This window comes from Streptomyces sp. NPDC050147 (genome assembly GCF_040660195.1).
Taxonomy (GTDB): Bacteria; Actinomycetota; Actinomycetes; order Streptomycetales; family Streptomycetaceae; genus Streptomyces.
Window position 1 is genome coordinate 197429 of sequence record NZ_JBFALJ010000004.1, and the last position, 23124, is coordinate 220552.

The following is a 23124-nucleotide window of genomic DNA, read 5'->3' on the forward strand; positions in this document are numbered from 1 at the left end:
TGCTCAAGATCCCCTCAAGAAGCCTCGACGGCCACCCAAGGAAGGCGTTGATAGCGTCGCTCGGGCGATCCGGAAATCCATGAACGGCAGAGCGACAGAGCGGCGGAACGACGTGCGTGTCCTCTTCACCTCCATACCCGTTACCTCGCACATTCTGAATATGGTGCCGCTGGCCTGGGCGATGCAGTCGGCCGGACACGACGTGCGATTCGCCGTGCGCCCCGAGGCGACGGCCACCGTGGCCGGCACCGGCCTCCAGCCCCTGGCGGTGGGCCGCCCCCTGGACATGGGGGCGTTCATGGAGCGCGAGTCGGTGATCGCCGGGCTCGGGTTCGACATCTCCGAGGATCCGGCGACGCTGGACGCCGAGCGCACCCTCGGGATCCTCACCTGGTACACCACCGTGTTCCTGCAGAACGTGAACGACGAGACGTTCGTGGACGACCTCGTCGACGCGGCCCGCGCCTGGCGGCCGGGGCTCGTGGTGTGGGACGCGCTCAGCTACGCGGGCCCGGTCGCGGCCCGCGCCTGCGGTGCCGACCACGCCCGGCTGTTGTTCGGCCTCGATCTGCTGGCCCGGATGCGCCACCGCTTCCAGGAGCAGCGCCGGGGCCTGCCGCCCGAGGCGCGGGACGACGTGCTCGCGGAGTGGCTCGACGTGCATCTGCGGCGGCACGGCAGCGCGTTCACGGAGGCCGACGCGACGGGCGACTGGACGGTCGACCCGATGCCGCCGCCGCTCGCCCTGGACTCCGGCCTGCCCGCGGGCCTGCCCCGGATCGCCATGCGGCAGACGCCGTACAACGGCCCGTCCCAGGTGCCCCGCTGGCTGCGCGAGCCGCCCTCGGGGCGGCCCCGGATCTGTCTGACCCTCGGCCTGTCGCTGCGGGAGATGTGGGATGCCGCCGGGCTTTCCGTCGGCGACCTGCTGGCGGCGGTGGCCGACCTCGACGTGGACGTCGTGACCACCCTGCCGCCCGACGACGAGGCGCGCCATGCACTGCCGTCCAACGTCCGCGCGGTGGATTTCGTGCCGCTCACCGCGCTGCTGCCGAGCTGCGCCGCCATCGTGCACCACGGCGGGGCGGGCACGCTGCACAGCGCCGTGGCGCACGGCGTGCCGCAACTGATCGTGCCGGACGCCGTGTGGGACCCCCGGCTGCTCGGCGAGCGGTTGGCCGACCTTGGCGCCGGGGCGCTCGTCACACCGGACCGGCTCACCCCCGAACGGCTGCGCCGGGAACTGCTCCGGCTGCTCGAGGACCCCTCGGTCCCGGCCGCGGCCGCCCGTCTCTCCCGATCAGCGCTGACGAGTCCGGGCCCGGATTCCGTGGCGCGGGTCCTGACGTCCAGGAGGCATTCGCGGAAATGAAGGGAATCATCCTCGCCGGCGGAACCGGCAGTCGGCTTTATCCCACGACGGTGGCCGTATCGAAACAGCTGCTGCCGGTGGGCAACAAACCGATGATCTATTACCCGATGTCGGTGCTGCTCCTCGCCGGAATACGGGACATCCTCGTCATTGGCCGCCCCACCGAAATCCCGCGCTTTCAGGAGCTTTTCGGCGACGGGACGCAGCTGGGAATCAGTGTCTCGTACGCCGAGCAGGCCGAGCCCCGTGGCATCGCCGACGCGCTGCTCATCGGCGCCGACCATGTGGCGGGCGACCCGGTGGCGCTCATTCTCGGCGACAACATCTTCCACGGCCATCGCTTCTCCGGCACCCTCCAGGAGGCGACGCGCGATCCGCGCGGCTGCGTCCTCTTCGGCTATCCCGTGCCGGACCCGGAGCGCTACGGAGTCTGCGAGACGGACGCCGACGGACGCGTCGTCTCCCTGGAGGAGAAGCCCCGGCACCCACGCTCCAACCGGGCGGTGACGGGCCTGTACGTCTACGACCACGAAGCCGTGGACATCGCGAAGAACCTGCGGCCCTCCGCCCGCGACGAGCTGGAGATCACCGACGTCAACCGCCACTACGCGGACCGGGGCCGGGCCCGCCTGATCGACCTCGGGCGGGGCTTCGCGTGGATGGACACCGGCACCCCGGAGAGCTTCCTCCAGGCAGACCTGTACATCCGGGCGCTGGAGGACCGACAGGGCGTGCGCATCGCGTGCCTGGAGGAGGTGGCGCTGCGGATGGGGTTCATCGACATCGAACAGTGCCATCGCCTCGGCGCCGCGCGGTCCGGCTCCGCCTACGGCAAGTACCTGCTCAGTCTGGCCCTGTGAGGAGTCCTCTTGACCTCCGTCGAACCCGGAGCAGCATCCGAGGAGCTGGCCGCGCGCACCCTGCGCCTGCTGGGCGCCACCCGCTATCTGACGCTGGCCACGTCCTCGCCCCAGGGCGAACCGTGGTCCGCCGCGCTGCACTACGAGTGGCAGCCGGACCCGCTGCGGCTCCTGTTCTGCTCGTCCCACCAGACCCGGCACGGCGCCGACATCGCCTCGAACGCCCAGGTGGCAGGCTCCCTGTTCGTCACCGGTACGACCACCGACGTCGCCATCGCACCCGTCGAGGGCGCCCAATTCACCGGCGTCTGCGCCGAGGTGCCGGACGACGGACTCCAGGAGGCGCACCGCCGCTTCTTCGAGGCGGTCTTCCCCGACCCTGAGGTGCGCGCCGAGTGGGCGCTGCCCCTGGACGCGTTCGGGCCGCCCGGCGTGCACCGGCTCTACCGCGTCACCGTCGACCGGTGGTGGCTGATCGACCTGCGGACCTGGGCCGAGGACAAGATCGACCGCAGGGTGGAGATGCCACTGTCCGCGCTTGCCGGGGCGGGCGCCCGGTGAACGAGACCGAGGTGAGCGAGGCGGCGGCGGGCGAGACCGACGCGGGTGCGGCCGAACCGTCCGTCGCCTGGCTGCGCGACGTCGGCCGCCGTTCCGCGATGCGGGTGCGCCGTATGCCGCTGGACGAGCTCGAAGGCTGGGAGACGGACCCGGAGACCGGTGACATCCGGCACCGCAGCGGCCGCTTCTTCACCGTCGCCGGGCTGAGGGTCCAGCGGCAGGACGCCGACGCGCGCGGCACCGGCCCCGGCACGGGCTGGAGTCAGCCGATCATCGACCAGCCCGAGGTGGGCGTACTCGGCCTGCTCGCCAAAGAGATCGGCGGCGTACGGCACTTCCTGGTGCAGGCCAAGGCCGAGCCGGGCAACCACAACGAGCATCAGCTCTCCCCCACGGTGCAGGCCACCCGCAGCAACTACACCCGGGTGCACCGCGGCCGGTCGGTGCCGTACCTCAGCTACTTCCAGGACCCCCGGCGGCACCGCGTCCTCGCCGATGTGCGGCAGTCGGAACAGGGCGCCTGGTTCCTGCGCAAACGCAACCGGAACATGATCGTCGAGGTGACGGAGGACGTCGCACTCGCCGACGGGTTCCGTTGGACGACCCGCACCGAACTGCACCGGCTGCTGGCCGCCGGGGACTACGTCAACATGGACGCGCGGAGCGTCCTGTCCCATCTGCCGCCGCCCGGCGCACCCGGCACGCCCCGGCACAGCGAGGGCGAACTGCTGAGCTGGCTCACCGCGCACCGCTGCGAGGAACCGCTGCGGGTCCGGCGCGTGCCGCTGCGGGCGGTCACCGGCTGGGTCCGGACACCGGAGCGCGTCGCGCACGAGCACGAGCGCTACTTCGATGTGATCGGTGTGCACGCGGAGTCGGCACACCGCGAGGTCACGAGCTGGCAGCAGCCCATGCTACGTCCGCGCGAGGGCGGTGTGATCGCCTTCCTGCTGCGCTGGTTCGACGGCACCCCGCACGTGCTGACGCGGGTGCACCGCGAGCCCGGATACGCCGACGTGGCCGAGCTGGGCCCCACCGTCCAGTGCACGCCCGGCAATTACGCGCACCTGCCGCCGTCCGCCCGGCCGCCGCTGCTCGCGGAGATCCTCGCGGCACCGCGGGCCCGGATCCTGTTCGACGCCACGCTCTCCGAGGAGGGCGGACGCTTCTACCACGCCAGGAACCGCTATCTGGTGGTCGCCACCGACCGGGACCCTCAGGCCCTGGCAGGTGACCACCAGGACCTGTTCCGCTGGGTGACGCCGCACCAGCTCGCCGCCCTGCTCCAGCACAGCCACTACGTCAACGTCCAGGCCCGCAGCCTGATCGCGTGCCTGCACAGCCTGTTGTCCGCACCGTCTGTACACCCGGGAGGGTTCCATGGCCGCTGATCACACACCGGACACGCCGCTGAAGCCGGACACGCCCCAGGCGCGGTCCCCGCTGGCGCCCCTGTCCGAGGTGCGCGGCTGCCGGCTCGTCGACCTGCCCGAACACACCGATCCGCGCGGCTCCCTCACGGTGATCGAGGGCGGCCGGCAGCTCGGCTTCCGGGTCGAGCGGGTCTTCTACGTCCACGGGGTGCCGTCGCACGTGGCCAGGGGGCTGCACGCGCACCGGGAGTTGAACGAGTTCATCGTCGCCGTCTCCGGCTCCTTCGTGGTGACCGTGGACGACGGCACGTCGCGGGCCCGGGTGCCCCTGGACCGGCCGGGGCGGGCCCTGCACATCGAGCCGCACCTGTGGACGGAGTTCACCGATTTCTCGGCCGACGCGATCTGCCTGGTGCTCGCCTCGGCGCCGTACGACCCGGACGACTACCTCTACGACTACACGGAGTTTGAGGAGTTCGTCCGGGGCGCACGGACCTGACACTCACACGTCGCGCAGCACTTTGTGCAGCGCCTCGATCACGGCGTCCTGCTCGGCCTCCGGGAGCGAGGGGTACATCGGCAGCGAGAAGATCTCGCCCGCGAGCCGCTCGGTGACCGGCAGCGAGCCGCGTGCGTAGCCCAGGTACGCGAAACCGCTCATCGTGTGCACCGGCCAGGGATAGCTGATGTTCAGGTTGACGTCGTGGGCCCGCATCGCCTCGATGACGGCGTCCCTGCGCGGGTGCCGCACCACGTACACGTAATGGACGTGGGTGTTGCCGTCGGCCGTCGCGGGCAGTACGAGGCCCGTCCCCGCCAGCGCCTCGGCGTAGCGGTCGGCGACCCGGCCGCGAGCGCGCACGTAGTCGTCCAGGCGGCGCAGCTTGCGGCGCAGGATCTCGGCCTGCACCTCGTCGAGGCGGGCGTTGTGGCCGGGCGTCTGCACCACGTAGTAGCGGTCCCGCATGCCGTAGTAGCGCAGCCGCAGCAGGTCGGCGTGCACCTCGGCGTCGGAGGTGACGACGGCCCCGCCGTCCCCGTACGCGCCCAGCACCTTGGTCGGGTAGAAGGAGAACGCCGCCGCGTGGCCCATCGCGCCCGAACGGCGGCCGTGGTGCGTGGCGCCGTGCGCCTGCGCGCAGTCCTCCAGGATCGTCAGCCCGTGCCGCTCGGCCAGCCGCTCCAGCGGCGCCATGTCCACGCACTGGCCGTAGAGGTGGACGGGCAGCAGCACCTTGGTGCGCGGGGTGACGGCCGCCTCGACCTGCTCGGTGTCCATCAGGTAGTCGTCCTCGCGGATGTCCACGAAGACGGGGGTGGCGCCGGTGGAGGCGATCGCGACGACGGTGGGCGCCGCCGTGTTGGAGACGGTGATCACCTCGTCGCCTCGGCCCACGCCGAGGGCCTGCAGCCCCAGATTGACGGCGTTGGTGCCATTGTCCACGCCGACGCAGTGCGGCAGTTCGTGGTAAGCCGCGAACTCCTCCTCGAAGCCGCGCACGCTCTCGCCGAGGATGAGCGTGCCGGAGCTGAAGACGGTCTGCACCGCGTCCAGGATGTCGTCCCGCTCCTGCTCGAACTCGGGGAGGTAGCTCCATACGTTGGTAGTCAAGCGACGTTCCCTTCTTGATGATCTCGATGGGTGCGGTACCAATCGACGGTGCGCGCGAGCCCTTCGTCGAAGGGCACCAGGGGCCGGTGGCCCAGGGCGGCGAGCTTGGAGTCGTCGACCGCATAGCGCAGGTCGTGGGCCTTGCGGTCCGTGACGTGCCGGATCCGGCCGGTATCGGCCCCGCACAGCCGCAGCAGCCGGAGGGTCAGTTCCCGGTTGGTGAGCGCGGTGCCGCCGCCGATGTTGTAGATCTCGCCGGGCTCGCCCTTCTCCAGGACCAGGCGCAGCGCCCGGCAGTGGTCGCTGACGTGCAGCCACTGGCGTACGTGGGAGCCGTCGCCGTAGAGCGGGACGTCCTGCCCGTCGAGCAGCCTGGTCACGAAGTGCGGGATGACCTTCTCGGGGTCCTGCCGGGGGCCGTAGTTGTTGGCGCAGCGGGTCACCATGACCGGAAGTCCGTGCGAGCGGTGGTAGGCGCGGGCCACCAGGTCGGAGGCCGCCTTGGAGGCCGCGTAGGGCGAGTTGGGCAGCAGCGGGTCGTCCTCCTTGGAGGCGCCGGCCGTGACGGAGCCGTACACCTCGTCCGTGGAGACGTGCACGATCCGTTCCACCCCCGCCTCCAGGCAGGCGTCGAAGAGCACCTGGGAACCGAGCACATTGGTCTCGGTGAACGCGTCCGCTCTGTGCAGCGAGCGGTCCACGTGCGACTCGGCTGCGAAGTGCACGACGGCGTCACAGCCGGGGAGCAGCTCGCGCAGCAGGGCACGGTCGCGGATGTCGCCGTGGTGGAAGTCGAGCCGCGGGTGGTGCGCGGGCAGGTTGGCACGCCTGCCCGCGTAGGTGAGTTTGTCGAGGACGGTGACGGAGTCGCCCGTCGCCCCGGCCCCGTCGGGGCCGGTGTCCGGCCCGCCGTCCTTCAGGACGGTGCGCACGAAGCAGGAGCCGATGAACCCCGCGCCCCCCGTGACGAGCACCCTCATGGGTTACCTTTCGCCGTTCGGTCCTGTTGGTCCCGACCATCGTCGGGTCACGGCCTTCACGGCGGCTTGAGGGCGGGTCAGCGCGGCTCAAGGGAGGCTTGAGGTGGGGGCCTCCCGCGCGACGAGGGCTTCGACGGTGCGTCGGACGCCCGGACGCGGGCGCATCGCGTGCCGCCAGCCGGTCATGTCGTGGAAAGCCGACGGGTCGACCCGCACGCTCTCCTGGTCGGCGCCCACCGCCCCGTCCGGCGGCGCCTCGGTGCGTACGGGCACCGAGTGCTCGCCGGTGTGCTCGGCGACGGTCCACGAGATCAGCGTGAACAGTTCGGCGAGCGCGACGCTCTCACCGGTGCCCACCGGCCAGTGCCGGCCCGCGAGCGCGTCGGCGTGGTCGAGGGCGGCGGCGAACGCGGCCGCGGCGTCCTTCACGTGCAGCAGGTCCCGGTGCACGGTGCCGTCGTTCCACAGCGTCAGGGGCTGCCGGGCGAGCGCGCGCCGGGTCATGGCGGCCACGACACCGCGCTCACTGCCGGGTCTGAGCGCCAGACCGTAGAGGGTGGGAAGCCGCAGCGAGACGGCCCGCACCAGGCCGTCCCTCGTGGCTTGCTTGAGCACCTGCTCGGCGCGCAGCTTCTGGGCGCAGTACGCGCTCAGTGGACGGTCCCGCTCCGTGCCGTCGACGGGTCTTCCGTACGTGGGGCCGCTCTGGCTCGTCGTCCCGGCGAACAGCACCACGGGCGGCGGCCCCGGGCGGCGCTCCCTCCCGAACACGGCGACGAGGTCCTCGGCGAGGCCGACGTTGACGCGCTCCGCCGCGGCCGCCGACTCGGCCCGCTCGGCGCTGCGCCAGCCGCCGTCGGTGTGCGCGACGAGGTGGACCACCACGTCGGCGTCCGCGACAAGACCGGCCAGCTCCCCGGGCGCGGACAGGTCGGCGCTGCGGGCCTCGAACCGCGCCGCGCCGCGCCCCGGCCCGCGCGGCTCGGCGTGCCGGCCGACGGCGCGCAGCCGTACCGGCCGCCGGGCGAGCACCTCGGTGACCGCGGAGCCCAGAAACCCGGAGGCGCCGAGCACGACGACGGTGCGCGGTCCGGAGCCCACCGTGCCGCTGTCCGCCGTGCCGCGGCCGGTCATGCGTGCAACTCCTCGGCGAGGGCCAGGCAGTCGGCGTAGCGCGGCAGGATGCCCTGGTCATGGGCCTCGGCGAGGGTGGGGGCGGCACGGTCGCGCTCGGACATGAGCAGCTCGGGTCCCTCGGGCAGCGGCAGCGCCAACTCGGGGTCCATGGGGTCGAGGGCGAGTTCGAGATCGGGGGCGTAGCTGCTGGTGACGAGGTACGTCATCAGCGTGTGTTCGGCCAGGGCGACGAAGGCGTGCCCCACACCGACCGGGAGGTAGACGGCACGGAAGTACCGGGGCTCCAGGAGCACGGTGTCGCAGCGGCCGAACGTCGGGGAGCCGGTGCGCAGGTCGACGACGATGTCGAGCGACCTGCCGTACGGGCAGTAGACGTACTTGGCCTGGCCGGGCGGCGTGGCGGTGAAGTGGACGCCGCGCAGCACCCCTTGGCGGGAGTGGCTGTGATTGGTCTGGGCGACCGGGAAACCGCGATGTCCGGTCGCCTCGGCGAACGCCGGTTCCTGGAAGGGGGAGAGGAACCGGCCACGCTCATCGGGGAACGAGCGGGGCGTGAACTCGAAGGCACCGTCGACCGCGAGCGGGCGTGCCCGCATCGTCGGCGTACTGACCGTGCCGGTCTGATGGGTCCGGGCTCGAGCCATGAGTGTGTCCCCTCGTCAGACGCCGGCGCGCCGCATGCCGCGCATGCCGAGGGCGAGGCCGACGGCGGCGATGCCGATGCCGGAGAGAAGGCCCCAGCCCACCGATGAACTGGCGAAGTCCCCTACGAACAGAGCGCGTTCGGCGTCCACGATGTACGTGACGGGGTTGATGTCGGCGAGCAGCTTGAGCCAGTCGGGGCCGCGCTCCATCGGCAGCAGCATCCCGGAGAGCAGCAGGAGCGGGAACAACAGGGTCTGCTGGACGACGATGAACAGGTAGTCGCGGCGGTTGACCGCGAGTGCGAGAGCGTTGGACAGCGCGCCCACGCCGATCCCGAACAGCATCAGCAGGACGAGTCCGGCGAGGATGCCGAGCAGGTCGAAGTCGACGTCGATGAACAGCAGCGCGGCCAGGGTGATCAGCACGGCCTGCCCGAGCAGGATGGCGGCTTCCTTGGCGGTCCGCCCGATCAGGAGGGCACTGCGTCCCGCCGGGGAGACGAGGGTGCGTTCATAGCTGCCGGTGTGGATCTCGGAGAGCAGGTTGGCGCCGGAGGGCGAGGTGCCGAAGAGCGCGAGCATCACGATGACACCGGGTACGAACCAGTCCCAGGCCGAGCCCTCCATCCCCGGCATGGTGTCGAGGAGCGGCCCGAACAGCACGAGGAACAGCAGTGGTTGGAGCATGGCGAAGGCGAGCGCGACGGGCTCGCGCAGCACCGGCTGGATCTCGCGCTCGAACGTGGCGAGCGAGTCGTTGAGGACCTTCATCGGGCGTCCGCCTCCTCCAGGCTGCGGCCGGTGATGGACAGGAACACGTCGTCGAGGGTGGGCTGGTCGAGGGTGACGCCGCGCACCTTGATCTCCAGCGCGTCGAGGTGGCGCAGGAAACCCGGGATCAGCTCGTCGCCGTGCGCGACCCGGACACGGACGCGGTTGCCGTCGACGGTGACGCGCTCGCGGGTCGTGACGCGCTCGGCGTGGTGCGCGACGAGCACGGCGTCGGCGTCGTCGTGGGTGGTGAAGGTGATGAGGTCGCCCGCCTGGTCGGCCTTCAGCCGCTCGGGGGTGTCGTCGGCGATGACGCGCCCCTGGTCGACGACGATGACGCGGTCGGCGAGCTGATCGGCCTCGTCCAGATAGTGAGTGGTGAGGAACATCGTCATGCCGTCGCGGTGCAGCCCGCGGATGTGCTCCCACACCATGGCGCGGTTGTGAGGGTCGAGGCCGGAGGACGGTTCGTCCAGGAACAGCAGCCGGGGCGAGTGCATCAGGCCGAGCGCGATGTCCACGCGGCGCCGCTGGCCGCCGGACAGGCGCTCCGCGACCCGCTTCTCCATGCCCTTGAGGCCCATGGCCTCGATCAGTTCGTGCGCGCGGGCGCGGGCGGTACGGCGGTTCATGCCGTAGTACCGGGCGTGCGAGGTGAGCTCGTCCACGACCCGGATCTCGTTGCCGGAGCCGTTGCCCTGGCCGATGTAACCGATGTTCTTGCGGATCTCCACGGCGTCGGTGCGGATGTCGCGGCCGACGACACTCGCCCGGCCGGAGGTGGGCGGCAGGAGCGTGGTCAGCATCCGTAACGACGTGCTCTTCCCGGCGCCGTTGGGGCCGAGGAACGCGACGAACTCCCCTTCCGCCACCTCGAGATCGAGGCTCCGGACGGCGTGTACCGCGCCGTCCTTGACCTTGAAGGTGCGACTCAGTCCGCTGGCGGTGATCATTGCGCCTCCAAACTGCTTACGTTGTATCGAGTTTTAAACACCTTAGCACGTATAGTGTTTTCACCGGGTCGCCGTATCGAGGAGCCGGACCGCCGCATCGGAGGAGAAGGATGACCGCACAGCACACAGGGGGCAGCGCGGACGCCCGGCGGACGCTCGAACTGCTCTGGGGGGCCGAGCCGCGGCCCAGGCGGGGCCCGAAACGCGGGCTGAGCGTGCAGCTTGTGGTGAGCCGGGCGGTGGAACTCGCCGACGAGCACGGCCTGGAGTCTCTGACGATGCGGCGGGTCGCCGAGTCGTTCGGCGTCACCGCCATGTCCCTCTACTCCTATGTGCCGAGCAAGGACGAGCTGGTCGACCTCATGGTGGACCGGGTCGCCGAGCCGTCCGCCGCGCCCGGCCCGCCGGGGGAGGACTGGCGGGCCGGCCTGGAGCGGCACGCGAGGACGAGCTGGCAGATCTACCACCGTCACCCCTGGGTCCTCGAGGTCAGCTTGGGGCGCCCGCCGCTGGGCCCCAACGTGCTGGCCGGCCTCGAAGCCCGGCTCAGCACCGTCGGCGGGCTCGGCTTGTCCTTCGAGGACCAGCTCGCCGTCATCAACCTCGTCGACGACTACGTGCACGGCGCGGCCACCTCACTGACCGGCGTGGCCCACCTGGAGCGGCGCACGGGCCTCAGCGCCGCGCAGTGGTGGGAGCGGTACGACCCACTCCTGGAGGAGTTCGTCGACTTCGAGCGCTATCCGGCGCTCACCGCGATGTGGGAGGCGCTGGGCCCCACGGAGCAGCGCACCGACTTCCAGTTCGGCCTGCAGCGGGTCCTCGACGGGGTCAGCCGGTTCGTGGAGACCAGTCGCGCGAAGGGAACTTGAGCAGATGGTCTTCGGGCAGCGAGCGCATCGCACTGCGCACCGGACGGGGCATCCAGTACTGAAAGAACCAGGAGGTGGTGCCGCTGATCGCGGGTTCCGCGTCGAGCATGAAGCACTCGACCAGGCCTTCGAGCAGCTCCACCGTGTCGTCCGCGTGCAGGCCGAGGAGGGGGCGCAGCATCTCCACGGTGATGACCTTCTCCGGCAGCGCGGCCAGCCGGACGAGCGCGGTGCGGGCTCCCTCCTCGAGGCCCGCGACCCGGCGCAGGACGCTGTGCAGCGGCTGGTGCCGCGGTGGATCCGACTCACGCGTGAGGCGCTGCTCGGTCCAGCCGGTGAGCTGCCGCACGGACCAGTGCGGGCGCAGCGTGAGGAGGTCGACGGCGGCCAGCATGGGGCCCGGCAATCCGCCCGTGAGTACGAGCAGTTCGCGCAGATCGGCCGGGTCGGCGAGGCCACGCTGGCCCAGGGCGTAGCGCACCAGTTCCAGCGAGGACCGGGCGTCCAGCGGCTCCACGTCCATCCGCTGCGCGAACGACAGGCCGCGCAGTCGCCGGTGGGCCAGGATGAGCAGCGCCGAACCACAGTCCGTCGGAAGCAGATCGGCCACCTGCTCGGCGCTCTCCACGTCGTCAAGGACGAGCAGCACCCGCCGCTCCCTGGTCCAGGACCGGAGCAGCCGGACGCGCTCCGAGGCGCCGTCGGGCACGGCGGCGGGGCGGAAGCCCGCGCTGTCGAAGAGGTTGCCGAGGACCTCGCGGAGCGGGCGGGGGGCAGCGGGGTCGCCGAAGGAGGCGTAGAAACAGCCGTTCGGATACGCCCCGGCGACGCTGTGCGCGACGTGCAGACCGAGGCTGGTCACACCGGAGCCGGGAGGGCCCGCGACCGCGACCCGGCGCGGTGCCTCCAGCGGGCTGCCCTCCGTCAGCATGCCCGAGATCAGCGCGCTGTCCCGGTCGCGGCCGATCAGCTCGCCGGGCGCGGGCAGCGTGGCCGTCGCGGCCGAGGAGCGCGGCGCCAGATGCCGCACCAGGTGGCCGCGCGAGCCCACCTGGCTCAAGGCCGGGTCTCCGTCGAGGAGTTGGCGGTGCAGGGCCTGCAGTTCCTGACCCGGCTCCACGCCCAGCTCGTCGGCGAGGACACGACGCAGCCTGCGGAAGACGTCCAGCGCCTCGGGGCGCCGCCCGGCACGGCACAGCGCGATCATCAGCTTGCCGTGCAGGCCCTCGCGCGTGGGGTTGTCGGCGGCGAGGCCGGACAGCTCGCTGACGAGCTTGTGGTTCCGGCCGAGCAGCAGGTCGGCGTCGATCCGCTCCTCCAGGACCTCGTACCTCCGCTCCTCCAGGTGGGCCGCGTTGACGCTGAGCACCGGACCGCAGACGACGTCGCTGAAGACCGGGCCGCGGGTCAGGGCCAGCGCGCGGTGCAGGGCGTCCGCGGCCTCGGGGACCTCGCCCTCCTCCATGGCGTGCCGCCCGACGGAGGCCAGCTCCTCGAACTCCTGGACGTCCACGCGCCCGTGCGGCATCGCCATGTGGTAGCCGCCCGGGACGGTGAGCAGCGCGGGTGTCTCGCCGCCGGAGCTCGTACTCCCTCCGGAGCCGAGTCCCGGGAGCTTGCGCAGATGGTGGATGTACGTCTGCAGCGTGGTGGTGGCGCTGGGGGGCGGGGACTCGCCCCACACCTCCTCGATGAGCTGCCGTTGCGGCACTGTGCTGTTGTTCCGCACCGCGAGCAGCGTGAGTACTTGGCGGACCTTGGGGGCGGACGGGGTGGCCAGCCGTTCGCCGTCGAGCACCTGAAGGGGTCCGAGTAACTTGATCTTCAACATCGTGATATCTCCCCCGTGCTTAATTCACTTTCGCCGCATTCTCGAGGTGCCGCGCGCGGTGGTCGTGCCGCACCGGCCGCCCTGACCGAGCACCCGGGAGCCGCAAGCGGAACCCGCTCAACCTCCCTTACTCATAAGGGAGTTGGGCGTCCGGAGCCTTCGAACCCTTGTCCGGTGGCGCCCGTGTGAAAGTAAAGCACAATTCTTCATTGATTCAACAAGAAGTAAAAAATCATCAACTGCGACACCCCGCTGATAATGCGGAACGCCGGGGTGAGATCACACCTGCCCGGATTACCGGGATCTTCGAAATAATGTGCTTCGGCTTACCGGAAATTACTGCGGGCCGGGCCACGATGGGGCGCACGGCGCTGCTCGGACGTCCGCTCGGGGAGTGCTCACCCGGGGCGTCGAGGCGTTACAGAGCGCGCTCACTCATGAGCGGGCCGGACGGGAGGCGGCCAAGGTCCGGTTCTGGTCTCGGTAGCTGCGCCGCGCCGCCCGCGCCGGGCCTCGCGGGCGACGCTTTGGTCTCTCCTAGGCCGCGGGCCCCGAACTGGCCAGCGCGGCGGACAGTTCCACCGCCACCTCCTGCAGCACCGGCACGATCTTCTCCACCGCGGCCTCGGTCACGCGGCCCGCCGGACCGGAGATCGAGATGGCGGCCGCGGTGGGGGAGTTGGGGACCGACACCGCCAGGCAGCGCACCCCGATCTCCTGTTCGTTGTCATCGACCGCGTAGCCCGCGCCGCGGACCACTTCGAGCGCGTCGAGGAAGCCCTCCGGCGTGGTGATCGTCTTCTCCGTGGCGGCGGGCATCCCGGTGCGGGCGAGGAGCGCGCGCACCTCCTCCGGTGGGGTGTGGGCCAGGAGGGCCTTGCCCACGCCCGTGGAGTGGGGCAGGACCCGGCGGCCCACCTCGGTGAACATCCGCATGGAGTGCTTGGACGGCACCTGGGCGACGTACACGATCTCGTCGCCGTCGAGCAGCGCCATGTTCGCCGTCTCGCCGGTCTCCTCGACCAGGCGCGCGAGGTAGGGGCGCGCCCAGGTGCCGAGGAGGCGCGAGGCCGATTCGCCGAGGCGGATCAGGCGCGGGCCCAGCGAATAGCGGCGGTTGGGCTGCTGGCGTACGTATCCGCAGGCGACCAGGGTGCGCATCAGGCGGTGGATCGTGGGCAGCGGGAGGCCGCTGCTGGCGGAGAGCTCGCTCAGGCCGACCTCGCCGCCGGCGTCCGCCATCCGTTCGAGGAGGTCGAAGGCGCGCTCGAGGGACTGGACACCACCGCTGGCAGCGGGCGGCTTGGAGGCGGCGACTTCGGTAAAGGCGTCGCTGGCGCTTGACGTCGGCACGGCGCAGTCCTTTCGGGGCTGACGGGCAAGGCAGCAGCCTACCGGGCGGTTCCTCTCGGGGTCCTTTCGCGGCCCCTGGCGTCAGCGCCGGTCAAGGCCGCTCAGGGCCGCTCGGGGACCGGTCGGGGAGCCTTTGTCCGCTTCTCCGTCGTCACGCCTCGTGATCGTTTGACGGCCCGGTTGTGCGTAGCTACGTTCTGGTCTGCGGAATTCTAATTCCACTTTGTGGAAACGTCCAGAGTGCTCCAGGTGACCCCTTGACGGTTCCGGGTCGGCCGTGAAGACTCATTCAACAGAACGTTGAATTCCGTTTAGCGGAAACGAATGGTCTGTGTAGCGGAAAAGAACGAACCGAAGAGAGGGCGTTGAGGACGTGGACGTAGAACTGGTGCTGCGCTCGACCCGCGTGATCACCCCGCAGGGAACCCGCGCCGCCTCGGTCACGGTCTCCGGGGGGAAGATCGCGGCCGTGCTGGCGTACGACGCCGACGTACCGGCGGGGGCCAGGGTCGAGGATTTCGGTGACGACGTCCTGCTGCCCGGAATCGTCGACACGCACGTCCACGTGAACGACCCGGGCCGCACGGAGTGGGAGGGCTTCTGGACCGCCACCCGTGCCGCGGCCGCCGGGGGCATCACCACCCTCGTCGACATGCCGCTCAACTCCCTGCCGCCGACCACCACCGTCGACAACCTGCGCACGAAGCAGGACGTCGCCCGCACCAAGGCGCACATCGACGTCGGCTTCTGGGGCGGCGCACTGCCGGACAACGTCGGCGACCTCAAGCCCCTGCACGACGCCGGTGTCTACGGCTTCAAGTGCTTCCTCTCGCCGTCGGGTGTGGACGAGTTCCCGCACCTGGACCAGGACCGCCTCGCCACCTCCATGGCGGAGATCGCCGGCTTCGGCGGTCTGCTCATCGTGCACGCCGAGGACCCGCACGAGCTGGACGCGGCCCCGCACAAGAGCGGCCCCAAGTACACGGACTATCTTCAGACCCGGCCGCGCGTCTCCGAGGACGTCGCGATCGAGGGCCTCATCGGGCTCGCCAAGCGGCTCGGCGCCCGCGTGCACGTACTGCACCTGTCGTCGTCCGACGCGCTGCCCCTGATCGCCGCCGCCAAGCGCGAGGGCGTCAGGCTCACCGTCGAGACCTGCCCGCACTACCTCACGCTCACCGCGGAGGAAGTCCCGGACGGCGCGAGCGAGTTCAAGTGCTGCCCGCCCATCCGCGAGGCCGCCAACCAGGACCTGCTCTGGGACGCGCTCGCCGACGGCACCATCGACTGCATCGTGACGGACCACTCGCCGTCCACCGCCGACCTCAAGACCGACGACTTCGCGACCGCCTGGGGCGGCATCTCCGGGCTCCAGCTCAGCCTCCCCGCGATCTGGACCGAGGCACGCAAGCGCGGCCACAGCCTCGAGGACGTGGTGCGCTGGATGTCGACGCGCACCTCCGAACTGGTCGGACTCGACCAGAAGGGCGCCATCGAGGCCGGCCGCGACGCCGACTTCGCGGTCCTCGCGCCCGACGAGACCTTCACCGTGGACCCCGCTCAGCTGCAGCACCGGAACCGAGTCACGGCGTACGCGGGCAAGACCCTCAGCGGCGTCGTGAAGTCCACCTGGCTGCGCGGCGAACGCATCTTGCACGGCGGCGAGTTCAGCGAACCCGCAGGCCGACTTCTGGAAAGGAACAACTGAAACAGTGACGGCGATACCTACCTTCACCGGCGACGCCAGCCCCTACGGCGGCGGCGACCCCTACGCGGACTACCGCACCGCTGACTTCCCCTTCACGCAGTACGCCAACCTCGCCGACCGGCAGCTGGGCGCCGGTGTGATCGCCGCCAACGACGAGTTCTTCGCCATGCGCGAGAACCTGCTCCTCGCGCACCCCGCCGTCTTCGACCCCGAGCACTTCGGGCACAAGGGCAAGGTCATGGACGGCTGGGAGACCCGCCGCCGCCGTGGTGTCTCCGGCGAGCAGCCGTGGCCCACCGCCGACGACCACGACTGGGCGCTCGTGCGCCTCGGCGCCCCCGGCGTCGTACGCGGCCTCGTCATCGACACCGCGCACTTCCGCGGCAACTACCCGCAGGCCGTGTCCGTGGAGGGCACGAGCGTCGACGGTTCGCCGACCCCCGAGGAGCTCCTCGCGGACGACGTGAAGTGGACGACCCTCGTACCCCGCACGGCGGTCGGCGGCCACGCGGCCAACGGCTTCGCCGTCGACGTCGAGCAGCGCTTCACGCACCTGCGCGTCAACCAGCACCCGGACGGAGGCATCGCCCGTCTCCGTGTCTACGGGGAGGTCGTCGCCGACCCCAAGTGGCTCGCGGCGCTCGGCACGTTCGACGTCGTCGCCCTGGAGAACGGCGGCCAGGTCGAGGACGCGTCCGACCGCTTCTATTCCCCGGCCACCAACACCATCCAGCCGGGCCGCTCCCGCAAGATGGACGACGGCTGGGAGACGCGCCGCCGCCGCGACAACGGCAACGACTGGATCCGCTACCAGCTGGTGGCCCAGTCCGAGATCCGCTCCGTCGAGATCGACACGGCGTACCTCAAGGGCAACTCGGCCGGCTGGGCGTCGCTCTCCGTACGGGACGGCGGCGAGGAAGGCGAATGGGTCGAGGCGCTGCCCCGCACCCGCCTGCAGCCCGACACCAACCACCGCTTCGTCCTGGACGCTCCGGTCGTCGGCACCCATGTGCGCGTCGACATCTTCCCGGACGGCGGCATCTCACGGCTGCACCTCTTCGGTTCGCTCACCGAGGCGGGCGCGAGCCGCCTGGCGGCGCGTCACCAGGAGCTCGGCGGCTGATCCGCGCCCGCTGAAGCTCCCCTGAGAGACGTGGGGCGCACCGGGTGGACAGCCCCGGTGCGCCCCCTCACCATGCCCGCGCGCGGGTCTCAGGCGCCGTAGCCGCCGTCCACGACCAGCTCCGTGCCGGTGATGAACGCGGCGTCGTCCCCGGCCAGATAGGCGACGAGCGACGCCACCTCGTCGGCGGAGCCGAAGCGGGCCAGCGCCGTCGCCGCCTTCTGCGGCTCGGCGAACGGGCCGTCCGCCGGGTTCATGTCCGTGTCGATCGAGCCCGGGTGTACGACGTTCACGGTGATCCGGCGCCCGGCGAGCTCACGGGCCAGCGGCTTGGTCATGCCGACGAGCGCCGCCTTGCTCAGCGCGTACAGCGTCGCGCCCGGACCGCCCGCGAACCGTGCGAGCCCCGACCCGGTGGAGATGATCCGGCCCCCGTCGGCCAGCCGCCCGGCCGCCGCCTGCGAGGCCAGGAAGACCGAACGTACGTTGACGGCGAGCACCCGGTCGATGTCGGAGAGCGTCAGGTCCCCGATGGGGCCGAGGACTCCGATGCCCGCGTTGTTCACCAGGATGTCCAGGCGGCCCAGATCGTCCGCCGCGCGCTCCACCGCGCCCGCGGCGTCCCCGGGGTCGGCCGCGTCGGCCCGGATGGCGAAGCCGCGCTGCCCCGCCGCCTCGATCTTGGTGACGACGTCACGAGCGGCGGCCTCGCCGTTGACGTACGTGATCGCCACATCGGCACCCTCCTGCGCGAACCGCAGCGCGATCGCCGCGCCCATGCCGCGGCTGCCGCCGGTGACGAGAGCGGTCTTGCCGGTCAGAGAAGACATGTCGAAGCCTCATTTGCGTAGATGGAGAAGGTGGTTGCGCTATGCGTGAGAAGTGCTTGCGGGTTCAATGAAAGCGGGCGGCGCGCCGCGAGGCTGGCGGGAAATGGACACGGCCTTCCCGGCGTGATCTCCGCCGGATACGGTGATCGACCCACGTGAGAGCCGCCGAAGTCTCCACACCGCCGCATCCGTTGGAGACCGCGCCCCGTGTCGACGCTCGCCGCTCCCGCCGCGCCCGCAGCGCGCCGTGCCTGGCTCACCGATCTGCCCGTCCTGCTCGTGGCCGTGGTCTGGGGCGCCAGCTATCTGGCGGCGAAGGGCATCACGACGACGCACACGGTCGTCGCCGTGCTCGTCCTGCGGTTCGCCGTCGTGCTGCCCGCGCTCGTGGTGGCCGGATGGCGCGGTCTGCGCGCCCTGACGGCGCCGCAGTGGCGCGGTGCGGCAGCGCTCGGCCTCGTCCTGAGCGGGATCTTCCTCCTGGAGACGTACGGCGTCGTCCACACCTCGGCGACCAACGCGGGCCTCATCATCAGCCTCACCATGATCTTCACGCCGCTCGCCGAGGCGGTGGTGACACGGAAGAGGCCGCCGCGCGCCTTCCTCGCGGCGGCCTCGCTCTCTCTGCTCGGCGTGGTCCTGCTGACCCAGGGCGGCGGCTTCACGCGGCCCTCGGTGGGTGACGGCCTGATCTTCCTCGCGGCGCTCGCGCGCACGGTGCACGTCATGGCGATGTCCCGGATCAAGGCCCTCCGGGACGCCGACGACTCGGCCTCACTCTCCCTCACCACCGTCCAACTGGGCACCGCAGTGGGCGTGTTCGCGGTGCTCGCCGCCGCGGGAACCGGTGCCTCGCCCTGGGCCGTGGCGGCGGACTTCGGTGCGCGTGAGTGGGCCGGGCTGCTCTTCCTCTCCGTGTTCTGCACGTTCTTCGCCTTCTTCGTGCAGATGTGGGCGGTGCGCAGGACGTCTCCGTCGCGGGTGAGCCTGCTGCTCGGCACGGAACCGTTGTGGGCGGCCGCCGTGGGGATCGCGCTGGGCGGGGAGCGGCTGGGTGCGGTGGGTCTGGTGGGGGGTGTGCTGGTTCTGGTGGGCACCAGTTGGGGCCGCGGGGTGCGGTGATACCTTCCGGGGCCGATCACACAGGGGAGCCCATGAACGCGTACGTCGAGCAGGAATTCGCCGCGGGTGCGCAGAGGCGCCGTATCTGGGGCGGGGTGCTGTTCTTCGCCGCGAGTGTCATCTGGGCCGTCCTCGCGTGGCAGTTGACGGTGCCGTTCAGCGACGGGGACGACGGCTCCTCCAGCAGCCGCGAGTGCCAGTCGGTGCTCTTCTACGAGGGGGACGCGCCGACGTGGCACGACTCCACGCGGGAGGAGTGCCGCGCCCAGCGCCGGTGGCCCGAGATGCTGGGCTGGCTGGGGCTCTCGGTGCCGCTCTCCGTGGTGGGCGCGGTGCTTTACAGCAGCGGGTCCACCAGTCTGCGGATGCGTGAGTACATGGCGGAGCACCGCATCGCCGCTGCCTCCGCTGCCTCCGCTGTCGCCACCGCGAAGGACGCTTCCAGGAAGAAGTGAGGGCGGCGAACCGGAGGCGCTCGGTTAACTCCCGGAAAATTCACCGTACTTGACGTTGACACGCCAACCTCTACGCGCGTCACACTGGTCGCATGCGAATCCCCCCACGAATCGTGAGCGTCACAGCCCTCGCCGCCGCCCTGCTCGTCGGCGGCCCCGTCGCCGCCTCCGCGAGCGCGGCCTGGGACCACCACGCCCCCGTGTCGACGGCGTACTCCCTCACCGCCGTCGGCGACATCTGCTACTCCGCGCTGCCCGCCCAGGCGCACGACACCCTGGACCTGATCGAGGCGGGCGGCCCCTACCCGTATCCGCAGGACGGCACCGTCTTCCAGAACAGGGAAGGCATCCTGCCCTCCCAGGGCTCCGGCTACTACCACGAGTACACCGTGGTCACCCCGGGCTCACCGGATCGCGGCGCCCGCCGCGTCGTGACCGGTGAGGAGAACCGGGAGGACTACTACACCGCCGACCACTACGAGTCCTTCGACCTGGTCGACTACGCCTGCTGAGCACGCCCTGACCCGGCGCGGTACTCACCGACGGGCCTTTTGGCTCTCCGCGACCGCGAACAGCGCGAGCGCCAGCACGATCAGCGTGACGCCCGCGTAGATCTCGTATCCGTCGAGGAACCCGATCCGCCGCACGAGCCCCCAGCCGCGCAGCCGGCCGGTCAGCTCGTGCACCAGGGCGACCATGCCCTGGATCAGGAGAAGGACGCCGAAGACCTCAAGTACCCGCTTCATGCCGAAGAGCCTCGCCCCGTGGACCCCCCACGCACATCGGCCACGGGGCGAGGCTTCTTCCCCCGGCACCCTCCCAAAGTCTGCGCGTACGCGACTTTGGTAGACGATCCCGTCCGGGGGGCGCCGCATGTCACCGGCGGTGCGTAGATTTGTCGACCATGAGCGGCAAACAGCCTCCGTCGGACCCCTCGGCCTCCATGGCGAGACGTCCATGGGCGCTGCCCTCGGCCGTCGCCGCCGAGTTCGACCCGGACCAGACGGCGCACAAGGGCAAGCGCGGGCCCCGGCGGACCGCGCGGGACTGGCTGGTCGACTTCGCCTGCTTCGCCGCGGCCGTCGTCATCGGCATGGTGGGCGCGGACGCGGTCAGCAGCAACCCGAACGTCTCGCACGGTGCGGCCGAGGCCGACCAGTTGATCGGCGCCCTGGCCTGCGCCGCCGTCTGGCTGCGCAGACGCTGGCCGGTCGGCCTCGCCGCCGCCCTGGTCGTGGTCAGCCTGGCCTCGGACACCGCGGCCGGTGCGGGCGCCGTGGCGCTGTTCAGCCTCGCCGTGCACCGGCCCTTCCGGTACGTCGGCTGGATCGGCGGGGTCTCCATCTGCCTGATGCCGTTCATCTACTGGCTGCGGCCCGACGCCGAACTGCCCTGGTTGGCCGCCGTCCTCATCGGCATGCTGATCAACGCCTCCGTCATCGGCTGGGGCATGTTCGTCCGCTCGCGCCGCCAGCTCCTGCTGAGCCTGCGCGACCGCGCGATCCGCGCCGAGAACGAGGCCACCCTCCGCGCCGAACAGGCCCAGCGCCTGGCCCGCGAGTCCATCGCCCGCGAGATGCACGACGTGCTGGCCCACCGGCTCACCCTGCTCAGCGTGCACGCCGGCGCCCTGGAGTTCCGCCCGGACGCCCCCCGCCAGGAGATCGTCCGCGCCGCCGGTGTCATCCGGGAGAGCGCGCACGAAGCCCTGCAGGACCTGCGCGAGGTGATCGGCGTCCTGCGCGGCGGCAGCGACGGCGAGGCGTCCGGCCGGCCGCAGCCCACCCTCACCGCCCTGGAGACCCTGGTCGCCGAGGTACGCGACGCGGGCATGAAGGTCGCACTCGACCACCGCGTCACCACCCCGGCCGCCGTGCCCGCCGCCGTGGGCCGCACCGCCTACCGCATCGCCCAGGAGGGCCTGACCAACGCCCGCAAGCACGCCCCGGGAGCCGAGGTGACCGTCTCGGTGTCCGGCGCCCCGGGCGAAGGCCTCACCCTGTCGGTACGCAACCCGCCGCCGCCCGGCGAGGTGCCGAACGTCCCCGGTTCCGGCCAGGGACTGATCGGCCTCACGGAACGGGCCACGCTGGCGGGCGGCCGCATCGAGCACGGGCCCGCGAAGGACGGCGGGTTCCGCGTCGACGCCTGGCTGCCGTGGGACTCACCCTCCGGTCGCGGCGGCGAGCTCTGAACGCAGCAGGGCGGCCACGGCCGCCGTCTCGTCGTTGAGATAGAAGTGGCCCCCGGAGAAGACCCTCAGCTCGAACCCCTGGGTGGTGTGCCCGCCCCAGGCCCGTACGTCGTCGAGCGGCGCCTTGGGGTCGTCCGCGCCGGCCAGCGCGAGCACCGGACAGTCGAGGCGCTTGCCGCCGGTGTGCCGGTAGGTCTCGATGGCGCGGTAGTCGGCGCGCAGCGACGGCAGGATCATCCGGCGCACGTCCGGGTCGGCCAGGAGCGCGCTGTCGGTGCCCGCGAGGCTCGCCACCTCCCGCAGCAGAGCGTCGTCGTCCCGCAGGTGCACGTTCTCCTCCCGGAAGCGCGAGGGGGCCCGGCGTCCCGAAGGGAAGAGCCGCAGCGGGACGGTGCCGTCGGCCGCGAGCCGCAGCGCCACCTCGAAGGCCACGACCGCGCCCATGCTGTGGCCGAAGAGCGCCAACGGCTTGTCGGTCCACGGCTTCAGCGCCCCGTACGCGAGGTCGGCGAGGTCGGTGACGCTCTCCAGGGACGGCTCCGCGCTGCGGTCCTGGCGGCCGGGGTACTGCACCGACAGGACGTCGACGGCCGGGGCCAGGCGCTGCGTGAGGCCGTAGAAGTAGCTGGCCGAACCTCCCGCGTGCGGGAAGCAGATCAGCCGGCACGGTGCCTGCTCCGCCGGCTTGAAGCGCCGTATCCAGTCGTTTGCCGGTCCCTTGCTCACAGCACACCGCCTTCTCCGGTCAGCGGGACTTCCCGCAGGTCGCTCAGGACGACCAGTTGTGTCTCGGCCAGCATCCCGGCGAGGGCCGCCGGTGCCGTGCCCTCGTAACCGCACCCGGTCCACCGCGCCTCGCCGCCGCCGGGCGGATGGTGGAGCCCGGCCACGCCCCACGGTGCGACGTGCCCAACCTCCAGGGCCGTGGCGCCCTCCTCCCGCAGATGCGGGCAGTGCTCGGCGGCGAGCGCCCAGCAGGAGCGGCAGGTCGGGGGCGTCCCGGTGGTGTGCAGGCGTTTGCGGCGGCTGCCGTACTCACCCGCGGGCAGCAGCCACGGCAGGCAGTCGTCCCGCGGGGCGATCGGCTCCCCGCAGACCTGGCAGAGCATGCGGCGCATGCACTCCCGCTGGCGGCGGGCGTGCGTCTGGGAGAAGAGCGGGCGGCCCTCGCCGCGTGGCCCGAGGTGGCGCATCCACAGGACGCCGTGCTCGTCACGGTCCTCCGGCTCCTCACGCTCGTAGTGGACGGCACCGCTGACCGGATCGACGCGCACCGGTTCCAGCCGGGACTCGCCCTCCCAGAGGGCGACCCAGGGCACCAGGGCGGCCGGGCTTGTCGGCCTTGTCATGACGGGATCGGTCTCCTGTGGCTA

24 protein-coding genes are annotated in these 23124 nt (G+C 71.4%); 12 read left to right on the plus strand and 12 right to left on the minus strand.

Features of this window, described 5'->3' with window-relative positions:
* Window positions 1–79: 79 nt before the first annotated feature.
* The 5 genes from AB0I94_RS09530 to AB0I94_RS09550 are packed head-to-tail and all read left to right on the plus strand — an operon-like array spanning window position 80 to window position 4665.
* Window positions 80–1372: an activator-dependent family glycosyltransferase gene (locus tag AB0I94_RS09530; RefSeq protein ID WP_363308891.1), complete on the plus strand. Its 1293-nt coding sequence runs from the start codon at window positions 80–82 to the stop codon at window positions 1370–1372.
* Complete coding sequence (rfbA, locus tag AB0I94_RS09535) at window positions 1369–2232, plus strand: glucose-1-phosphate thymidylyltransferase RfbA (protein WP_363308892.1); 864 nt, start codon at window positions 1369–1371, stop codon at window positions 2230–2232. The genes AB0I94_RS09530 and rfbA overlap by 4 nt, the downstream gene beginning before the upstream one ends.
* A 9-nt stretch (window positions 2233–2241) precedes the next feature.
* A complete protein-coding gene (locus AB0I94_RS09540; RefSeq protein WP_363308893.1) occupies window positions 2242–2793 on the plus strand; it encodes a pyridoxamine 5'-phosphate oxidase family protein in 552 nt (183 codons plus the stop codon).
* Window positions 2790–4184, plus strand: coding sequence for an NDP-hexose 2,3-dehydratase family protein (locus AB0I94_RS09545; RefSeq protein WP_363308894.1), 1395 nt, complete (start codon window positions 2790–2792; stop codon window positions 4182–4184). Before AB0I94_RS09540 ends, AB0I94_RS09545 begins: the two co-directional genes overlap by 4 nt.
* Window positions 4174–4665, plus strand: coding sequence for an FdtA/QdtA family cupin domain-containing protein (locus AB0I94_RS09550; RefSeq protein ID WP_363308895.1), 492 nt, complete (start codon window positions 4174–4176; stop codon window positions 4663–4665). The genes AB0I94_RS09545 and AB0I94_RS09550 overlap by 11 nt, the downstream gene beginning before the upstream one ends.
* 3 nt (window positions 4666–4668) lie before the next feature.
* Here AB0I94_RS09550 and AB0I94_RS09555 read toward each other — a convergent pair whose 3' ends face one another.
* The 6 genes from AB0I94_RS09555 to AB0I94_RS09580 form a co-directional block, all read right to left on the minus strand.
* Complete coding sequence (locus AB0I94_RS09555; protein ID WP_363308896.1) at window positions 4669–5778, minus strand: DegT/DnrJ/EryC1/StrS family aminotransferase; 1110 nt, start codon at window positions 5776–5778, stop codon at window positions 4669–4671.
* Window positions 5775–6758, minus strand: coding sequence for a dTDP-glucose 4,6-dehydratase (gene rfbB / locus AB0I94_RS09560; protein ID WP_363308897.1), 984 nt, complete (start codon window positions 6756–6758; stop codon window positions 5775–5777). Before rfbB ends, AB0I94_RS09555 begins: the two co-directional genes overlap by 4 nt.
* 87 nt (window positions 6759–6845) lie before the next feature.
* Window positions 6846–7892, minus strand: coding sequence for an NAD-dependent epimerase/dehydratase family protein (locus AB0I94_RS09565; protein ID WP_363308898.1), 1047 nt, complete (start codon window positions 7890–7892; stop codon window positions 6846–6848).
* On the minus strand, window positions 7889–8491 hold the full coding sequence (locus AB0I94_RS09570) for a dTDP-4-dehydrorhamnose 3,5-epimerase family protein (protein ID WP_363309031.1): 603 nt from the start codon (window positions 8489–8491) through the stop codon (window positions 7889–7891). Before AB0I94_RS09570 ends, AB0I94_RS09565 begins: the two co-directional genes overlap by 4 nt.
* Window positions 8492–8554: 63 nt before the next feature.
* On the minus strand, window positions 8555–9310 hold the full coding sequence (locus tag AB0I94_RS09575; RefSeq protein WP_363308899.1) for an ABC transporter permease: 756 nt from the start codon (window positions 9308–9310) through the stop codon (window positions 8555–8557).
* Window positions 9307–10263 carry an ATP-binding cassette domain-containing protein gene (locus AB0I94_RS09580; protein WP_363308900.1) on the minus strand — a complete coding sequence of 319 codons (957 nt, stop codon included), beginning with the start codon at window positions 10261–10263 and terminating at the stop codon, window positions 9307–9309. The genes AB0I94_RS09575 and AB0I94_RS09580 overlap by 4 nt, the downstream gene beginning before the upstream one ends.
* A gap of 110 nt (window positions 10264–10373) precedes the next feature.
* Here AB0I94_RS09580 and AB0I94_RS09585 point away from each other — a divergent pair, with 110 nt between their 5' ends.
* Window positions 10374–11135, plus strand: coding sequence for a TetR/AcrR family transcriptional regulator (locus AB0I94_RS09585; RefSeq protein ID WP_363308901.1), 762 nt, complete (start codon window positions 10374–10376; stop codon window positions 11133–11135).
* Here the strand turns inward: AB0I94_RS09585 and AB0I94_RS09590 are convergent.
* Complete coding sequence (locus AB0I94_RS09590; protein ID WP_363308902.1) at window positions 11095–12966, minus strand: BTAD domain-containing putative transcriptional regulator; 1872 nt, start codon at window positions 12964–12966, stop codon at window positions 11095–11097. The genes AB0I94_RS09585 and AB0I94_RS09590 overlap by 41 nt on opposite strands.
* Before the next feature lie 537 nt (window positions 12967–13503).
* Window positions 13504–14319: an IclR family transcriptional regulator gene (locus tag AB0I94_RS09595; protein ID WP_363308903.1), complete on the minus strand. Its 816-nt coding sequence runs from the start codon at window positions 14317–14319 to the stop codon at window positions 13504–13506.
* Between the two features lie 373 nt (window positions 14320–14692).
* On the opposite strand from AB0I94_RS09595, the gene allB reads away from it, so the two are divergent.
* The gene (gene allB, locus AB0I94_RS09600) at window positions 14693–16027 is read left to right on the plus strand and encodes an allantoinase AllB (protein WP_363308904.1); all 1335 of its coding nucleotides are present in this window, start codon (window positions 14693–14695) and stop codon (window positions 16025–16027) included.
* Between the two features lie 4 nt (window positions 16028–16031).
* The gene (alc, locus tag AB0I94_RS09605) at window positions 16032–17150 is read left to right on the plus strand and encodes an allantoicase (RefSeq protein ID WP_363308905.1); all 1119 of its coding nucleotides are present in this window, start codon (window positions 16032–16034) and stop codon (window positions 17148–17150) included.
* A gap of 89 nt (window positions 17151–17239) precedes the next feature.
* Here the strand turns inward: alc and AB0I94_RS09610 are convergent, their stop codons facing one another.
* Complete coding sequence (locus AB0I94_RS09610; RefSeq protein WP_363308906.1) at window positions 17240–17980, minus strand: SDR family oxidoreductase; 741 nt, start codon at window positions 17978–17980, stop codon at window positions 17240–17242.
* A 207-nt stretch (window positions 17981–18187) separates the two neighbouring features.
* Here AB0I94_RS09610 and AB0I94_RS09615 point away from each other — a divergent pair, with 207 nt between their 5' ends.
* From AB0I94_RS09615 to AB0I94_RS09625, 3 genes are all read left to right on the plus strand, one after another.
* Complete coding sequence (locus tag AB0I94_RS09615) at window positions 18188–19102, plus strand: DMT family transporter (RefSeq protein WP_363308907.1); 915 nt, start codon at window positions 18188–18190, stop codon at window positions 19100–19102.
* Between the two features lie 32 nt (window positions 19103–19134).
* Entirely contained in the window at window positions 19135–19557 is a 423-nt protein-coding gene (locus AB0I94_RS09620; protein WP_363308908.1) for a hypothetical protein, read from the plus strand.
* Between the two features lie 92 nt (window positions 19558–19649).
* A complete protein-coding gene (locus AB0I94_RS09625) occupies window positions 19650–20069 on the plus strand; it encodes a ribonuclease (protein WP_363308909.1) in 420 nt (139 codons plus the stop codon).
* A 24-nt stretch (window positions 20070–20093) separates the two neighbouring features.
* On the opposite strand, the gene AB0I94_RS09630 is transcribed toward AB0I94_RS09625, so the two are convergent.
* A complete protein-coding gene (locus tag AB0I94_RS09630) occupies window positions 20094–20303 on the minus strand; it encodes a hypothetical protein (RefSeq protein WP_363308910.1) in 210 nt (69 codons plus the stop codon).
* A 158-nt stretch (window positions 20304–20461) separates the two neighbouring features.
* On the opposite strand from AB0I94_RS09630, the gene AB0I94_RS09635 reads away from it, so the two are divergent.
* A complete protein-coding gene (locus AB0I94_RS09635) occupies window positions 20462–21751 on the plus strand; it encodes a histidine kinase (RefSeq protein WP_363308911.1) in 1290 nt (429 codons plus the stop codon).
* Here the strand turns inward: AB0I94_RS09635 and AB0I94_RS09640 are convergent.
* On the minus strand, window positions 21722–22477 hold the full coding sequence (locus tag AB0I94_RS09640) for an alpha/beta fold hydrolase (protein WP_363308912.1): 756 nt from the start codon (window positions 22475–22477) through the stop codon (window positions 21722–21724). The two genes, AB0I94_RS09635 and AB0I94_RS09640, sit on opposite strands and share 30 nt — an antisense overlap.
* A complete protein-coding gene (locus AB0I94_RS09645; RefSeq protein WP_363308913.1) occupies window positions 22474–23100 on the minus strand; it encodes a hypothetical protein in 627 nt (208 codons plus the stop codon). The genes AB0I94_RS09640 and AB0I94_RS09645 overlap by 4 nt, the downstream gene beginning before the upstream one ends.
* Between the last annotated feature and the right edge of the window lie 24 nt (window positions 23101–23124).

Bases quoted from the DNA above. Each gene is read 5' to 3' on its own strand.
- AB0I94_RS09530 (WP_363308891.1), top strand. From the start codon at position 80: ATGAACGGCAGAGCGACAGAGCGGCGGAACGACGTGCGTGTCCTCTTC.
- rfbA (WP_363308892.1), top strand. From the start codon at position 1,369: ATGAAGGGAATCATCCTCGCCGGCGGAACCGGCAGTCGGCTTTATCCC.
- AB0I94_RS09550 (WP_363308895.1), top strand. From the start codon at position 4,174: ATGGCCGCTGATCACACACCGGACACGCCGCTGAAGCCGGACACGCCC.
- rfbB (WP_363308897.1), bottom strand. From the start codon at position 6,758: ATGAGGGTGCTCGTCACGGGGGGCGCGGGGTTCATCGGCTCCTGCTTC.
- AB0I94_RS09565 (WP_363308898.1), bottom strand. From the start codon at position 7,892: ATGACCGGCCGCGGCACGGCGGACAGCGGCACGGTGGGCTCCGGACCG.
- AB0I94_RS09570 (WP_363309031.1), bottom strand. From the start codon at position 8,491: ATGCGGGCACGCCCGCTCGCGGTCGACGGTGCCTTCGAGTTCACGCCC.
- AB0I94_RS09575 (WP_363308899.1), bottom strand. From the start codon at position 9,310: ATGAAGGTCCTCAACGACTCGCTCGCCACGTTCGAGCGCGAGATCCAG.
- AB0I94_RS09580 (WP_363308900.1), bottom strand. From the start codon at position 10,263: ATGATCACCGCCAGCGGACTGAGTCGCACCTTCAAGGTCAAGGACGGC.
- AB0I94_RS09585 (WP_363308901.1), top strand. From the start codon at position 10,374: ATGACCGCACAGCACACAGGGGGCAGCGCGGACGCCCGGCGGACGCTC.
- AB0I94_RS09590 (WP_363308902.1), bottom strand. From the start codon at position 12,966: ATGTTGAAGATCAAGTTACTCGGACCCCTTCAGGTGCTCGACGGCGAA.
- AB0I94_RS09610 (WP_363308906.1), bottom strand. From the start codon at position 17,980: ATGTCTTCTCTGACCGGCAAGACCGCTCTCGTCACCGGCGGCAGCCGC.
- AB0I94_RS09620 (WP_363308908.1), top strand. From the start codon at position 19,135: ATGAACGCGTACGTCGAGCAGGAATTCGCCGCGGGTGCGCAGAGGCGC.
- AB0I94_RS09625 (WP_363308909.1), top strand. From the start codon at position 19,650: ATGCGAATCCCCCCACGAATCGTGAGCGTCACAGCCCTCGCCGCCGCC.
- AB0I94_RS09630 (WP_363308910.1), bottom strand. From the start codon at position 20,303: ATGAAGCGGGTACTTGAGGTCTTCGGCGTCCTTCTCCTGATCCAGGGC.
- AB0I94_RS09635 (WP_363308911.1), top strand. From the start codon at position 20,462: ATGAGCGGCAAACAGCCTCCGTCGGACCCCTCGGCCTCCATGGCGAGA.
- AB0I94_RS09645 (WP_363308913.1), bottom strand. From the start codon at position 23,100: ATGACAAGGCCGACAAGCCCGGCCGCCCTGGTGCCCTGGGTCGCCCTC.